This is a genomic window from Exiguobacterium sp. KJ 601 (assembly GCF_027161185.1).
Classification (GTDB): Bacteria; Bacillota; Bacilli; order Exiguobacteriales; family Exiguobacteriaceae; genus Exiguobacterium; species Exiguobacterium profundum.
The window spans coordinates 215479-230676 of the sequence record NZ_JADHZG010000002.1; the positions used below are offsets into that span (position 1 = coordinate 215479).

General features: G+C 47.4%; 15 protein-coding genes. 9 read left to right on the forward strand and 6 right to left on the reverse strand.

Annotated features, from left to right (window positions below; translation table 11 throughout):
- Positions 1–32: 32 nt before the first annotated feature.
- Together IRJ25_RS11485 and IRJ25_RS11490 are read left to right on the forward strand one after the other, a co-directional pair.
- Positions 33–1670 carry an ABC transporter permease gene (locus tag IRJ25_RS11485; protein ID WP_264093111.1) on the forward strand — a complete coding sequence of 546 codons (1638 nt, stop codon included), beginning with the start codon at positions 33–35 and terminating at the stop codon, positions 1668–1670.
- A complete protein-coding gene (locus IRJ25_RS11490; protein ID WP_015880419.1) occupies positions 1670–2377 on the forward strand; it encodes an ABC transporter ATP-binding protein in 708 nt (235 codons plus the stop codon). The genes IRJ25_RS11485 and IRJ25_RS11490 overlap by 1 nt, the downstream gene beginning before the upstream one ends.
- A 50-nt stretch (positions 2378–2427) precedes the next feature.
- Here IRJ25_RS11490 and IRJ25_RS11495 read toward each other — a convergent pair whose 3' ends face one another.
- From IRJ25_RS11495 to IRJ25_RS11505, 3 genes are all read right to left on the reverse strand, one after another.
- Entirely contained in the window at positions 2428–3327 is a 900-nt protein-coding gene (locus IRJ25_RS11495) for a class F sortase (protein ID WP_159563303.1), read from the reverse strand.
- A gap of 19 nt (positions 3328–3346) precedes the next feature.
- Positions 3347–4687, reverse strand: coding sequence for a copper amine oxidase (locus IRJ25_RS11500; RefSeq protein WP_074035026.1), 1341 nt, complete (start codon positions 4685–4687; stop codon positions 3347–3349).
- Between the two features lie 85 nt (positions 4688–4772).
- Positions 4773–5552, reverse strand: coding sequence for an AraC family transcriptional regulator (locus IRJ25_RS11505; RefSeq protein ID WP_269318323.1), 780 nt, complete (start codon positions 5550–5552; stop codon positions 4773–4775).
- 124 nt (positions 5553–5676) lie between these two features.
- Between IRJ25_RS11505 and IRJ25_RS11510 the strand changes: the two genes are divergently transcribed.
- Together IRJ25_RS11510 and IRJ25_RS11515 are read left to right on the forward strand one after the other, a co-directional pair.
- On the forward strand, positions 5677–7326 hold the full coding sequence (locus IRJ25_RS11510; protein WP_269318325.1) for a glycoside hydrolase family 13 protein: 1650 nt from the start codon (positions 5677–5679) through the stop codon (positions 7324–7326).
- A gap of 103 nt (positions 7327–7429) precedes the next feature.
- The gene (locus tag IRJ25_RS11515) at positions 7430–7936 is read left to right on the forward strand and encodes a flavodoxin domain-containing protein (protein WP_269318326.1); all 507 of its coding nucleotides are present in this window, start codon (positions 7430–7432) and stop codon (positions 7934–7936) included.
- On the opposite strand, the gene IRJ25_RS11520 is transcribed toward IRJ25_RS11515, so the two are convergent.
- The gene (locus tag IRJ25_RS11520) at positions 7900–9498 is read right to left on the reverse strand and encodes a glycoside hydrolase family 55 protein (RefSeq protein ID WP_269318327.1); all 1599 of its coding nucleotides are present in this window, start codon (positions 9496–9498) and stop codon (positions 7900–7902) included. The genes IRJ25_RS11515 and IRJ25_RS11520 overlap by 37 nt on opposite strands.
- A gap of 261 nt (positions 9499–9759) precedes the next feature.
- On the opposite strand from IRJ25_RS11520, the gene IRJ25_RS11525 reads away from it, so the two are divergent.
- The 4 genes from IRJ25_RS11525 to IRJ25_RS11540 all read left to right on the forward strand — a co-directional run bounded on the left by IRJ25_RS11525 (position 9760) and on the right by IRJ25_RS11540 (position 11557).
- Positions 9760–9960, forward strand: a complete 201-nt coding sequence (locus tag IRJ25_RS11525; protein WP_015880427.1) for a cold-shock protein — start codon at positions 9760–9762, stop codon at positions 9958–9960.
- Positions 9961–10077: 117 nt separating this feature from the next.
- Positions 10078–10491 (forward strand): pyridoxamine 5'-phosphate oxidase family protein, encoded by a 414-nt coding sequence (locus IRJ25_RS11530; protein WP_143180203.1) that lies wholly within the window; start codon positions 10078–10080, stop codon positions 10489–10491.
- A gap of 182 nt (positions 10492–10673) precedes the next feature.
- Complete coding sequence (locus IRJ25_RS11535) at positions 10674–11180, forward strand: DoxX family membrane protein (protein ID WP_074035013.1); 507 nt, start codon at positions 10674–10676, stop codon at positions 11178–11180.
- Between the two features lie 80 nt (positions 11181–11260).
- Complete coding sequence (locus IRJ25_RS11540; protein ID WP_159563308.1) at positions 11261–11557, forward strand: DUF3817 domain-containing protein; 297 nt, start codon at positions 11261–11263, stop codon at positions 11555–11557.
- Between the two features lie 21 nt (positions 11558–11578).
- On the opposite strand, the gene IRJ25_RS11545 is transcribed toward IRJ25_RS11540, so the two are convergent.
- Entirely contained in the window at positions 11579–12832 is a 1254-nt protein-coding gene (locus IRJ25_RS11545; RefSeq protein ID WP_269318328.1) for an MFS transporter, read from the reverse strand.
- 109 nt (positions 12833–12941) lie between these two features.
- Between IRJ25_RS11545 and IRJ25_RS11550 the strand changes: the two genes are divergently transcribed.
- Positions 12942–14132, forward strand: a complete 1191-nt coding sequence (locus IRJ25_RS11550) for a helix-turn-helix domain-containing protein (protein WP_214691330.1) — start codon at positions 12942–12944, stop codon at positions 14130–14132.
- Positions 14133–14136: 4 nt separating this feature from the next.
- On the opposite strand, the gene IRJ25_RS11555 is transcribed toward IRJ25_RS11550, so the two are convergent.
- Positions 14137–15144, reverse strand: a complete 1008-nt coding sequence (locus tag IRJ25_RS11555; RefSeq protein ID WP_269318330.1) for a S66 family peptidase — start codon at positions 15142–15144, stop codon at positions 14137–14139.
- Positions 15145–15198 lie beyond the last annotated feature (54 nt).

A 15198-nucleotide genomic window follows, 5' to 3' on the forward strand; every position in this document is an offset into this window, starting at 1 on the left:
ATTGATAGTTTACAGAACGGGAGCGGTACGACATGAACTGGCACGCAGTAAAACGACAACTGAATGGATGGGCGATCCTCAGCTTTCTCGCGATTTTATTGATTGTCTTGCCGGGAATTGTCGTGCTCGTCGAATTGTTCGCCCCGGTCAATGACAATTGGCAACACATTCAAGAGTACCTGTTGCCCCGTTACGTGCGAAACACGCTGTTCATTATGGTGGCTACAGGAGTCTTGACGACCGTGATCGGAACGAGCCTCGCTTGGTTCGTGACCGTCTATGATTTCCCGTTCCGTCGTTTCTTTAAATGGGCACTCATCCTGCCGCTCGCGATTCCGCCTTATATCGGGGCGTATACGTATCACGGCATCTTGAACTATACGGGTGTGATCCAGACGACGTTACGAAACGAATTTGGTATCACCGTCGATCAGTCGTACTTCAACATCATGTCGATTCAAGGAACGGTATTTATCTTTACCTTGTTCCTCTATCCATACATTTATACGATCACACGAGCGTTCCTGCATAATCAATCGTCCTCGATGATTGAGAACGCGCGAATTCTCGGTCGTGGCTCGTGGGACATTTTCTTCACGGTCGTCATACCGATTTCCCGAGTCGCCATCATCGGTGGTGTCAGTCTCGTGTTGATGGAAGTGCTCAACGACTATGGCGTCGTGAAATATTTCGGGATTCAGACGTTTAGTACCGCCATCTTCAGCACGTGGTTCGGGATGAAGGATACATCGTCGGCGCTGAAGCTTGCGGGCACTCTCATGATTCTCGTCATCGCCATTTTGACGATGGAACGGCTCGTGCGAGGACGGAAGCAGTTCAGTTACGCTTCGACGAAAGTGAAACCGCTCAAACCGAGACCGCTGCAAGGCTGGCATCGCTATGCGGTATTCGCATATGTTTCGCTCGTCTTTGCGATTGCATTCGTCATCCCGTTCACTCAGTTGGCGGCATGGACGTTTCTGACGTTCGATACGGTCTTCACGGAAGAATTTTGGCAACTTGTTTGGAATACGGTTCGGGTCGCCTTTACCGCGACCGTGATTATCCTACTGTTCGCACTCATCATCGCGAACTATACACGACTCTTCCCGTCGAACATGACACGCGTCATTTCGAAAGTGACGACACTCGGATATTCGATTCCGGGAGCAGCCATCGCGATTGCGGTCATCACGCTCTTCTTGTGGCTCGATGACAAAGTGCTCGAAACGGCACGGGCGCTCGACTTGAGTCAGACGTTCGTGTTCCGCACGACGCTCATCATGCTCATCTTTGCCTACGTCATCCGCTTCCTCGCCATCGGCTACAACTCGATCGAGAGCGGGTTTGAGAAAGTAGGGAAGTCGTTTACCGAAGCATCCCGTATGCTGGGGTGGAATACGGTCCAAACGTTCTTTCGCGTCGATATCCCGATGATCAAAGGCGCCATCATGAGCGCGTTTATCCTCGTCTTTATTGATATTATGAAAGAGTTGCCGTTGACGCTCTTTTTACAACCATTTAACTTTTCGACGCTTGCGACACAGGCGTTCAAATACGTGAGTGATGAGAAGATTCACGAAGCGGCACTCGCTTCCATCGTCATCGTCCTCATGAGTGGACTGTTGATATTCGTTTCCCACAAGGTGCTTGATAAGGAGGCCGACTAATGTTTGTTCAAATCAATGATTTACATTTTAGCTATAAAGGTGCACATGAAGAGACAATCAAAGGGTTCTCGATTTCAATCACGAAAGGTGAAATCGTCTCGCTTCTTGGGGACAGCGGATCGGGGAAGAGTACGATTCTCCGTTTGATCGCAGGACTCGAGATGCCGAACCAGGGCGTCGTCGTCGTGAATGACTGTGTCTGTTGCGACGATTGTCAGTTCATGCCGCCAGAAGATCGTGGCGTGGGGATGGTCTTCCAAGACTATGCACTCTTCCCGCACATGACCGTTGAAAAGAACATTCGATTCGGTCTTCATAAACTGAACCGCAAGGAGCGGAATGCGCGTGTCGAAGAGATGCTCGCGCTCGTCAACTTGACGGAGTTCCGTCACCGTTATCCGTACGAACTCAGTGGGGGACAACAACAGCGTGTCGCGCTCGCGCGTGCGCTCGCACCGAAGCCGGCGCTCTTGATTCTAGACGAGCCGTTCAGTAATTTGGATACGTCACTTCAACACAGGATTCGCGACGATTTGCGTCGTCTCTTGAAGCAGACAGGTACGACAACGATTTTCGTAACGCACGATGAGGAAGATGCCGAGGCACTTGCCGACCGGATTGTCTACCTTGGAGAAGGCAAAATTAAAAAGCAGATCATGACGGAGAACAACAAGACGTTCAACCCGCAAATTCCTTGCTTCGTATAAACAACAAAAGACCCCTTACTCATTTCTAAAGCGAGTAAGGGGTCTTTTTGTCATTTTGTCATCTCGGAAGGTTTTGACTCATTTCCAAGTTGATCAATCGCAGTCACGTAGTAGGATGCATTGTTCTCATTTGTGACCTCGATACTTTTTCGTGCATGGGAAGGGATACTTTCGATATGAGTCGCTTTTCCGTCGATGACTTCGTAGACTCGATATCCAATCACGCTCTCTTGACGAACGGCGTGCCATGTCAATAAGTTACCTTTCAATTCGACTGCCGTCGGTGTCTCGAGATCGACAGTTTCGTTCAGTTCGGTATCCACCAGCTCTGTATAGACGACGAATCGTTCATCATAGCCCCCGTCCCCGAACGTACCCGAACAGGTAATCAAATTTAAGTTCCGATTTGATGTGGCACCGAAAATCTCTTCAATTGGCGCGGTTTTCGTATCATATCGTTCTGTTTTCGTGACGCGGAACCGAAGGGTGTTACCCGCCTCATCTTGAATCAGAACGTCATCGCCTTTTGTCAGTTGATCGAGTTGATAAAAGATAGCCGGGCCGGTCTTGCTGTCGACGTGACCGGCAATCACAGCATTTCCTTTGCTACCCGGTGTGACACCGGGTTCGAACCACCCGACCTGGTTCTCATCTTCTGGTACACCCATCTGTCCATTATCGAGGACCCCGACTTGTTCGATGGCGGTGTCGACATCGATTTTAGGGATCTGGATTTGAACAGGGGTGACGGCCTTGGCGTTTTCTTCTTCCTCGGCTAAGCGTAGCTTTTTCACCTCTTCCTGTAGAAGTGAGAATTCAGCCGTTAAATCCGGGCTCTCCTCTATTTGTTTTTCTTCTACAGGTGGTGACGACGATTCTTGTGCGCTCGTCCACGTCCAGAAGCTAAAACAAAAGAGAGAGAGCGCCAGAAACAAAAGGCGCTTGTTCATGGGACTCCCTCCTTATTGATTATTGTTCAGATACTTTACGTTTGCGAAGCGTTACGAAGGCGAGTAAGATTCCGCCAAGTACAGCTAATCCAGCGTAGAGAGTGTTCATTGATTGTTCTTGTGCACCACCGAGACCTGTTTCAGGCATTTCTTCAGGCATCATTGTTTCTTCGAACTTGTCAGGCATTTGTGTCACGATCGCGTTACCGAGTGTTTCACCAACACCGAACATGAACGCATATCCTTCACGGAATGACATCCAAGCCGCTTCTGCATCGCCAGCGACATATTGATCGAATGTGTCGAGTACGAGCGCTTCGTGCTGTTTGATTGCTTCTTCACCGGCAGCTTGTGGTAAGTTACCTTCTGTTGCTGCATCGAGGAATGTGCTGAAGTCGACAGCGAATGTGTCGAGGCGCATACGCGCATCTTCAATCATCGCTTCGTCACCTTCGAGTGTAGCGGCAACGATGTCACCTTGTGCTGTGATGTGATCTGAGTTCCATACTTTCTCGAACTGTGCTGCACCTTCGTCTCCATATACGGATGCGATGGCTGCTTTGAAGTCGAGTGTGTTCTGGTCTTCTGCCCATGTCACGTAGTCATAGTCCTCTGCTTGGTCGTACCCTTTTTGCATACCGATTGCAGCGAGGGCGAAGTGTTCACCTGCAAGACTGTTCAATGTTGAGCGGAGTTCAACAGCTGGTGTGTCTGCTCCAGTCGTAAATTTGTCAGGCATTTGTGTGACGATTGCACCCGAGAGAGCTTTACTGATGTTGAACATGTGCTTGTAGCCTTCACGGAACGTCATGTAAGCTTCTTCGTAATCTCCTTCGACGTAGTTATCGAATACAGAGAGGACTTGGTCTTCATGAAGTTCGAGTGCATCAGCTGCTGCGTCCTTCGGTAAGTTGCCTTCCGTCGCTGCGTCGAGGAATGTTGAGAATTCTTCTACGAACTCATCGACTTCCGCTTCAGCTTCCATGCGTAGTTCCTGGTTGTCTGATTTTGCTGCTTCTACGAAATCAGCTGAGTAGTCGTTGTGACCACGGAAGATTTCTTCAAATTGTGCAGCGCCTTCTTCACCGTAGATGGAAGCGATGGCTGGTGTCATGTCGAGCGCGTTTTGATCGAGAGCTTGATCCGCGACCTCAGCATCTGCCGCCTCGTCATATCCTTTCATCATCGATGTGACGGCTAACACGTAATGCTCAGATAAGAGTTGATCGAGTGTGGCGCGAAGGTCACCTGCTGGTGTGCTTGCTGTCGGTGTGTGATCCGCTGCCTGTGCGTTGACTGGTACGAGTAGTCCTAAGGCTAGTGCCGGTGCTACGATTTTGTTTAACGTCTTCTTCTTCATGGGTAATCGCTCCTTTTCGTAAGTGAGTGTTGTCGTTATTTACACCCATCTAACGGAGCAGTTCAAAAAATAGATCACTCTTTTTTTATTTTTTTTCATTTTTTTGTTGAAGAGTACGATAAACCCCTGGTGCGACGCCATATTTTCGTTTAAAAATTCTGTGGAAATATGGGTAACTTCGAAATCCAGACAGTTCTGCAATCGTTTCTAACGAATGTTTTGTATAGCGCATTTGCTCTTCGGCAAGCTGTAAGCGAATCGATTGTGCATATTCGATGATCGTCATCCCGGTCCCTTCTTTAAAGAGATGAACCGTCCGTGAAACGCTGAGTCCAACCGCTGCGGCGACGTCTGACACTTTGAAGTCACTCGTTACGTGCGCTTCGATAAAGCGCATCATACGAGAGACGACTGGAGGTCGCGCCTGGGAATGCACATCTTGAATCGAACGATCGAGCATGAGTAGGAGTGCTTGAACGAGTGTTTCAATTAAAACGGCACTTTGTTCAGACGGTGGACGGCGCACTTCTTCCGTAATGTGTTGCCATAGCGAAAGAAGGCGTGAATCGATGGCGATGGTATTCAATCGCCCCCGTGGAGTCGCATGCCACCATGTATCGATTGAATGCCCGGTACAGAAGATATGATAGTCTCCGCTCGCGGGTGTATCGACATGCATTTCATAGAAGTCACCCGGACGAACAATCAATACGTCACCAGGTCGTGTGATCATCGTTTCCCCATTGACCACAATCCGAGCCGTTCCTGCCGTTTGTAAGCGAATCAGATACGTATCGAGTCGATTAGCAAATGGAAAAGTATAAGTCGTTGTATGGTATGAATAGCCACAAAAGCCGATTTCCATAATAATCTCCTCTTTTAATAGCAAGATTGTACATATCTTAATCATATCATGGATGGTCATGATTCCTTGGAGGCAGTACGATGAAAGCGTTGAAACGGAAAACGAACTTCAAGGAGGACATAACATGAAACAATGGTGGAAAGAAGCGGTCGTATATCAAATTTATCCACGTAGCTTCAATGACTCAAACGGAGATGGGATTGGCGACATCCAAGGAATCACGGAGAAGATGTCATACTTGGCAGAACTCGGGATCGACGTCATCTGGCTCTCACCGGTATACGATTCACCGAACGACGATAACGGATACGATATTCGTGATTACCGTGCCATCATGGACGAGTTTGGTACGATGGATGACTTTGATGCGATGCTTGAAGAAGCACACCGCCACGGGATTAAAATCATGATGGACCTCGTCGTCAACCATTCTTCTGACGAACACCAATGGTTCATGGAGTCGCGTTCTTCAAAAGACAGCCCATATCGTGACTATTACATTTGGAAAAAAGGGAAGGACGGTCAGCCACCGACGAACTGGGGGGCTTTCTTCGGAGGCAGTGCTTGGCAGTATGATGAGGCAAGCGATGAGTACTACCTCCATCTCTTCAGTAAGAAACAACCGGATTTGAACTGGGAAAGCGAGACGCTTCGTCGTGAAGTGTATGACCTCATGACATATTGGCTCGATAAAGGGGTCGCCGGGTTCCGGATGGACGTCATCAATATGATCTCAAAAAATCCAAGCTATCCAGATGGTCAAACGCAAGGAACAGGGTTCGGTGACGGTACACCATTCTTCTTTAACGGACCACGCATCCATGAATTCATGCAGGAGATGAATCGGGAAGTCTTATCGAAATACGACACAATCACGGTCGGGGAGATGCCAGGGGTCAGTGTGGAGGAAGCCAAACTTTATACGGGTGAAGACCGCAACGAACTGAACATGGTCTTTCATTTTGAACATGTGGACGTCGGGAACGGAAGCTTCGGGAAGTGGAATCCGACAGATTGGAAGTTGACTGAGTTAAAGACAATCTTCTCGCGTTGGCAAGAAGGGCTCGAAGAGGAAGGATGGAACAGCCTGTACTGGAGTAACCATGACCAGCCCCGTGCCATCTCACGCTTTGGAAACGATTCGCCTGAATATCGCGTTCGTTCCGGGAAGATGCTCGCGACACTTCTTCATCTATTGAAAGGGACGCCTTACATTTATCAAGGAGAAGAGTTCGGCATGACGAACGTCGCGTTTGAATCAATCGATCAGTACCGAGATATTGAGACGTTGAACGCCTACCGTGACTACACATCCAAAGGGTTGTTAACGCACGACGAGATTTTCCGTGGCATCCATGAGCGAGGACGTGACAATTCACGTACACCGGTACAGTGGTCAGACGAAGCACATGGTGGATTTACGACAGGGACGCCATGGATCGAGGTCAACCCGAACTTTGTTGACATCAATGCGGAAGCGGCAAGGAAAGATCCGAATTCACTCTTCCATTACTACCGTCAGTTGATTACGCTCCGTAAAGCGAACCCGCTCGTCGTCTACGGAAAGTATGAGCTGTTGTTACCGGAAGATGAGGCGGTCTATGCATTCACACGTTCATTCGAAGGTGAGACATGGCTCGTACTCTGTAACTTCTCCGACGAGACACAACAACGAGAGCTACCATATGACGTGAAAGAACGTGTCATCGGAAACATGGAACCGATAGAAGCGTTCACCCTTCGTCCTTATGAAGCACAAGTGTATAAACTGTGACGAAAAGCTCGCCAGACGGCGAGCTTTTTTAAGTGCATACGTATCTTCTCTCGATGATTCGGGAATAGTGTAAGTAACGTCTGACATGAAAAGAGGGAACGACATGGGTACTTTAATCGCGTACTCTTCCAGATATGGAACGAGTGAAAAAGTGGCGGCTTTACTCGCTGAACGTCTATCGGGTGACGTTCGTGTCCAAAATATCGTAGAAGAGCCGAACGTCACGTGGGAGATGGTAGATCACGTCATCGTCGGGAGCTCAATTCGAATGGGCACGATCCAAGACGAGATGAAGGAATGGTTGACGCTTCACGAAGCACACTTGCTTGAGCATCCCCTCGCTTTATATTTGTGTGCCGGGACACCGACAGAGTCGGAACGGATTCGCGAGCTAGAAGAAGCCTATCGTGACACGCTGCGCGAACATGCCTATTTCGTCGAGGTCGTCGGGAGCGGGTACGACTTTGAACGAATGGGCTTTTTAGACAAAGCAATCGTTCGCATGATGGCCAAACAAAAAGAGAGTTCACTTCAACTCGATGACGCCAAACTGAATCAACTCGTGGAAGCCGCTCAAACGTCTGAGCGCACCGGGTCTGAAAATCCTTGAGCGAGTAAATCATGCACATCAATCGGGCTTTTCGTGGAGATGAGTACATCTCCGCTTTTTTTCTGCCCTTCAATCTGATGAAGAGCAAGGTGTTCGAGTTGACGACCGATTTTTAGAGCGATGGGTGCAGATTCTTGGCATCGTAAGACATCGATAGTCACTTCATCGGTGCGGTTATCTCCCCCAAATAGTTCGAGGTCGGCTCGGGCTGTGGTAAACCCGCGCACGGCGATTCGTTTCAGTTGAACGCGTCTCGATTTGTATTGGATCGCAAGTGCCGGATGTTGTTCGTAATCGTAGGTCGGGTCGCCGATTGCAGTCAAACCATGAATCAAGACGTCTTGATAGGCCGATACAACCAGGCTTCGTGGTGAGGATTTTGTATAGAGTGAACTGTGAACCGGCTCGACGGACACCAAGTTTGTGCCTGATAGGAAGCGGGCTGTCTCTGAGTTCGGATCGTCTGCTAAATGATGACCGATGTGACGGAAGTTAAATGAACGATTGTCATGCACCGAAAGATGGCCGAAGATATGAACGTCGTGTGCGGCAGATGAGGTCCCATGTGCTTTTACTTCGATGCCTCCAAAGCAGCCTTCCGTTCTATTGTGAACGAGTGTGACGTGCCGCGAACCGTCATCAATCTCAATCCCATTTGAGTTTGAGAACCCTAAGGCGTGTGTTCGGCCGTGAGGATGATGACAATAGCAGTTGGTAATATAGATGGCATCACTATGGTGTGTGGTGATTCCGTCATCCCCATAATTTGTCGCCTCGAGATGATTGAGATGGATGTATCGGCTCCCGTTTGCTGCGCGAAGCCCGTCCCCTAAGTAATGATAGTGCGGAGACGTGATGTCGAACGCATGGAGTCCAGCATTTTTGGCTGTCACATGATGCACCCATCCATACGTCACATGGGCAAACGTCAAGGCGCTCGATGTCGTGTCACCGCTCGTCGTCCGTTTCACATCCCCTAATCGTGCGACATTCCAATCGAGCGTCAGGTGGCATACCTCGATATGATGATTTCCTGCAAAAGGCGTGGCGTTTCGTAACAATCGTCGATGTCTCGGTGCACGATCGGACAGTTTGAGAATCGTGACGTCTTGTCCTGCGCCTTCGAGCACGCAGTTGGAAGGTAGACGAATACCCCGAACGATATAAACGCCTGCCGGGACAAAGACACGACGGTTCGAGCGGATGGCGAGTCGAAAGGCGAGGGTACAATCCGTTTTTCCATCTCCGACAGCACCATAGTCCGTCACATCAACACATTGTTTCGTCGTCTGCAGTAAATTCAAATATTCGGCATCGAGCCGACGCATCCAGACGGGACGAACGATGCCGTCGACTTGCTCGAGCGGAAAGGACGTGCGGACAGGGGTGATCCGTTCCGTCAATGGGATTCGACACGGGATAGATTGTTGTTGCTCAAAGTAAGAAGCTTTCCGTGTAGCACGGTGCCATTCAAGTGTTTGTTGGATGAGGTCTTCTTCCGACCAATCGGAATGAGAGGCAATCATCGATGCGATTGCGTGTGGGTCCTTAATGTTTTTCATTATAAATCCTCCTAGCATCATCTTCTCTAGCATGTACCCGTTTCACCTTGTTTTTTAGCAATCAGAAGTATTTACTAGACAGAAACATCTAGTCGTGTTATATTCAATATGTGCTTAATTAAGAATAGCTGGAATCATAATTCACAAGTGCTTGGGATTATTTTTCATTAGATAATCCAGAGGCTTGTATTTTTTTTGGTCAAGTTTTTTCTAGTAAGGCACTACTATAACGCATAGCGTTTATTTCAGGAGGGTTCATTCATGAACACAGGTAAAGTAAAATGGTTTAACTCAGAAAAAGGTTACGGCTTCATCGAAATGGAAGGCGGAGACGACGTATTCGTACACTTCTCAGCAATCCAAGGCGACGGCTTCAAAACACTTGAAGAAGGCCAAGAAGTAACTTTCGAAATCACTGACGGAGCTCGTGGACCACAAGCTTCTAACGTTGAAAAAATCTAATCTTCCTTTCTAAGGAATATGATACCTGCTCGCATCGGCGAGCAGGTTTTTTTGTGTTTAATCCCATAGTTTGAGGGAACAGTATACGAGCGACAAATCATGAAGGAGGAATTTGGAATGAGTGCAAAAGACACAGCGTTAAAAATTCTAGAGGGTAGCAATGTCGGGACGATGGCGACCGTGTATAAGGTGAAACCCCACAGTCGATATATGACATTTTTCCATGATGATTTCACACTCTACACAGCAACCTCTAACGATACAGATAAAGTAGAAGAACTAGAAAAGAATCCATATACGCATATTTTAATCGGCTACGATGGAGATGGTGTGGGCGACACTTACTTAGAAATCCTCGGTAAAGCGACCGTGTCGGATGATGAATCGATGAAAGAGAAAGTATGGAATGAGAAACTTGAAGGATGGTTCGATGGTCCGGACGATCCAAAGCTTGTGATCCTTAAAATCGAACCGGAATCGATGCGCGTGATGAACAAGAAAGGTCAACCACCACAAGAAGTGACACTATAATCTCTTCTAAGACACCTAAATCAGGTGTCTTTTTTGTGGATGAATGTGAATAGAATATGGCATACATATGGACGAATCATGAACAAAGGAAAATACATATGTGAAATAGTGAACATGAATGGTATATTGTGAATGTAATCACATTATACATTTATTTAACTTCTTGAAAGGGAGGAATTATGATGTTCACGAAATTTTGGCAAAATCATAACATCGCTACAGCGATCTTGACGGTGTTACGTGTATGGCTCGGTTATCATTGGTTAACGGCAGGTTGGGGTAAAATCACGGGAGGTTTTGGAACAGAAGGATTCTTGAATAACGCGGTGTCACTCGCTTCTGGAGAACATCCGGCCGTTGCTGGATGGTGGGCTGCATTCCTAGAAAACTTTGCGATTCCAAACGCCGGGCTATTCGATGTCCTGATTCCTTACGGTGAATTCTTGGTAGGCTTAGGATTATTGCTCGGTGCCCTCACACGTAGCGCAGCGTTCTTCGGACTCGTCATGAACATGGCGTTCTTACTATCAGGAACAGTCAGTACGAACCCAACGATGTTGATCGTATCTGTCTTGATTTTAGTTGCCGGTCATAACGCTGGAAAAATTGGGGTCGACGGGTTGTTCCTTCGCCGTTTTGTCGACACGAAAGTATTGCATCGTTCACCAAATCGTCAAATAGCCTCGTAACTTTTATGCGTTCTCTTGTGACAAACCTCTCACGTTTCGGCTACGATAGACATAGCCTACAGAAATAAAGGAGAACGCATATGACTACGACTCATTTTAAATGGCTTGGCTACACAGAAGGTGTATCCTTCTTGTTATTACTGTTCATCGCGATGCCGTTGAAATATATGGCCGGCATTCCACTCGCGGTCAGTATCGTAGGTGCAGCACATGGTTTCTTATTTGTGGCCTACGTGCTCGCAGCGATGTATATGGCATGGCGCTTGCGCTGGGGATTCAAAGTTTTGACACTTGCTGTCATGGCATCCGTCATCCCATTCGGACCATTCTTATTAGAAAAACGGGTACTCCCGTCAACAGAGAAGACATCGAACTGATTCGTTCGATGTCTTTTTTCGTTACGATACACGTTCCATTGACTGGGCTGAATCTCGTTCTGCTCGAATGTCATGCCGGATTCGGTACGTAAGGACGAACGTACAGATGAGTAGACCCACCATGCAAGCGGTGTAGAGATGGGCAACCGAGACGAGGTCGCTCAATACCCCGAATAGAATAAATCCAATCGGCGTAATCCCCATCGCGAGTGATTCGAGCACACCGATGACGCGCCCTAAATAGTTCGGATCCGTATTCGTTTGGAGGAACAATTGAATCGGGATGTTGACACGCACAATCAAGAAACCACTCAATAAAGCGAATGTCGCGAAAAAGAATATCGACGTGAGGACGTTGAAGTTAAAATATAATGGAATGGCAGGTCCGACGAACAGGATACTAAGAATGGTCAAAGCGGATCGCATCGTTGCTAAGCGATGTTTGATTTTGAATAACGGTAAGGCATGAAGTAAGGAAGCGACTAAAAAACCAATGGCGACCATGCTTTCAAGGAGTCCGAATTGAAACGGGGACACACCGACTTCCTGTAACGCTGCAATCGGGAACAACACTTCCGATGCGACGAAAAAGAAATTCAAGAAGGCAGCTAGGACGGCAACTGTCCATAAAACTTGTTGCTGCTTCAAATAAAAGAGACCAGACCGTACATCTTCCCAGGTCGATTGTTCGGTTGGCGCAATCTCTTTCTGATGAAATGCGAGTCGGGAAGCAAGCAAGGCGGCAATCATGAAGAATAGGGCTGAGCTGAATAAAAACGCTGGAATCGGTATGAGTTTAAACAGGGCCCCGGCAAGAAGCGGGGTGCCGATGCTTGAAATGGAGATGATACTTTGAATGAGAGAGTTGGCGCGTTGCAGTTCATCTTCCTCAAATAAGAGGGGGATTGAACTCGATAACGTGACCGATAAGAAAGTGGAAACGATGGATAAGAAGAATGTGATGACGTAAAAAGCGGGTGCTTCAAACGTCCAAAGCAAGCTTCCCACACCTGCGAGTAAAAATAATCCCCCGTTCAAAGACTCCATCTTGATGATGACTCGTTTTCGGTCAAGTTTGTCCGCATAAGCGCCGGCAAATGGCGACAAAAGTACGCGTGGCAATGTGCCCGCCAGTAAGACGAAGGCGAATTGTAATCCAGACCCAGTCGTCGTCAATACAGTGAGTCCCGCCACAAACGTAAATAAGTTGGATGCGAATAACGACATGAATTTACCGAGCAGTAAAATTGATAGATTTGAAGAGAGAAACTTCATAGAAACACTCCTTTGCAAATTAGTTAAATGTGATTTAACATTATCATACAGGCAACGAAATGAATTGTAAATATAAAGTTCAATATAATTTAACTTTTAGAGGTGACATATGATTGGTGAGCGCATTAAAGCATTGCGAAAACAGAAAAAAATGACTCAGACGCAGCTGGCGGAAGGGATTGTCACAAAATCGATGCTCAGTATGATTGAGAACGGAAAAGCAGAGGCATCGATGCGCAGTTTACGAGAACTTGCCAGTCGATTAGATGTCTCGATGCAACAATTATTGACCGATCCAAAAGAGGTCGAACTACAGTCGCTGGTGGAAAAGCTAGAATTTGAGGAGATGCAACTTATTTCACTACCGGATCAAAAAATTCGGGAAATGCTCAAGCCTTACTTACAGGAAGAAATGAACTCCGTGTGGCAAGGAAAAGCATATATGCTGTACGGTGATACGTACTTTCAAGAGGGCGAGAATGAGAGAGTACTAGCTTACTATGACCGCGCGATTGAGATTTTTGAGAAGCTAGGTGAGTCCGAAGAATTGGCGATGGGACGAATTAGCCAGGCTTATTATTTATTGATGTGGAACCGCTACGAGGAATCGATTGAACGGATTGAAGCGATAGAACTACTTGATGCAAAATATATGAAAACAAAGACACGAACTGAATATGCCATGTTAATTGTATTTAAGAATCTTCTTTGTGATGAGGATTTAGAAGGGGCAATTCGACAGCTTGAAGACGTGCTCGAGTATATGACACGGACAAGAATCTACTACCGTGCGGACGACGTGTATCGCACCATTTCGATTTGCGCGCTCTATTTGAACGATGAGAAGAAAATTCATGAGTCGTTACAAAAGGCGAAGCAATATATTCAATTCACGGAAGATCGTTTGGCTGAAATCAAAGTGGCACTTTCTGAAGCGCTCTATGCGATGGAATATCGACATGTCAAACTATTAGGAAAGAACATCAAATTGATGGAATCTCTCACGACAGATGTCGAACCATTTATTGCAGCGATTTCGATGGCGAAAGGTGTGTACTACGCTTTTCGAGGGGAAACGGAAATGGGAAGAGAGTGTTTATTGGCATTATGGGAAAACAGAGATGAGTGGAAAACACATAGCTTAGTCGATATCGCGATTTACTACGAAGGTTTATTAAGGGGAACATTGAACGGATGTGGGGATGACTGGGTGCCAGTCATCGAAGAACAAGTAGCTGAATTCCCGCAAGGACTGTTTCGCAAACGTTTAGAGACATTGCTACAACAAATCAAGGGCTGACGAATCAGCCCTTGAACGTTTGAATCAATGTTCCTTTGCCATGCTCGACTTGGACGGATGCGTGTGCTCCATTGACGAGTGTCATCTGAGGGGGTACGTGTCCACAGTCGATATCGTAAAAAATCGGAACTTCTAACATGTGATGGAGCTCCTCATATACCATTTCGACCGTATAGTCTTGATGCACAGAGGGGGCGTCACTCCGTCCAAATAGAATGCCCGACGTCTGCTCGAACCAACCGGCCCACTTCATTTGAAGAAGGGTCCTTTTTAATGCCGGAACGTTTAGCTCAGCGTTCTCAAAATACCAAAGAATCGGTTCATCGTTCAGGTGATCGCGTTGGAACGTCTTGACGTCTCCATACGGTGTCCCGATTGTATGTAAGAGCACATCGAGACATCCACCGAGCAAGCGCCCCGTGGCGTTTTGACCACCGATCGCTTTCCATTCGGTCGTCTCCGTCAGATGAAACAGATGCGGCGTCGGATTATCATGCTGCCATTCGCTTTGGAACTTCTCGGACGAGCCTTGGATGACCGTCTCGTCGGTCCGCGTCGACAACACATCGAGCCAGCGCGAACTCGTCTCGTCCCACACATCGGCACGCAAATCGACCAGGTTCGGACCATGGGCCGAGGCGATTCCGGTTTTTAATGTATAGACGAAGAGTAACAAACTCGTATCTGAATAACCGAGCATCCATTTCGCGGGTAAGGATTGCCAATCGACTTGATCGAGGATTTCCATTAAGAGTTCCCCACCCCAGGGCGGGATGATCAGGTCGATATTGTCATCTTGAAGTAGGGATGTCAGTTCATGTGCACGGATCCGAGCCGGCGCGGATTTCCCAAATCGTTGTTTCCACGCATTCGGAGTGAATTGTAACGTGAACCCTCGATCGGAAAACTTCTGTTCTGCTTGTTGCAATAGATGGTGTAATTCTTCTGGTATACCTGACGAAGGGGCGGTGACACCAATTTGATGACCGGTTAACTGTGGATAACGAATCATGACAACCTCCTGTGGATAAGTGATATGTTCAGTAGAAAAAATGGGTTATCCACA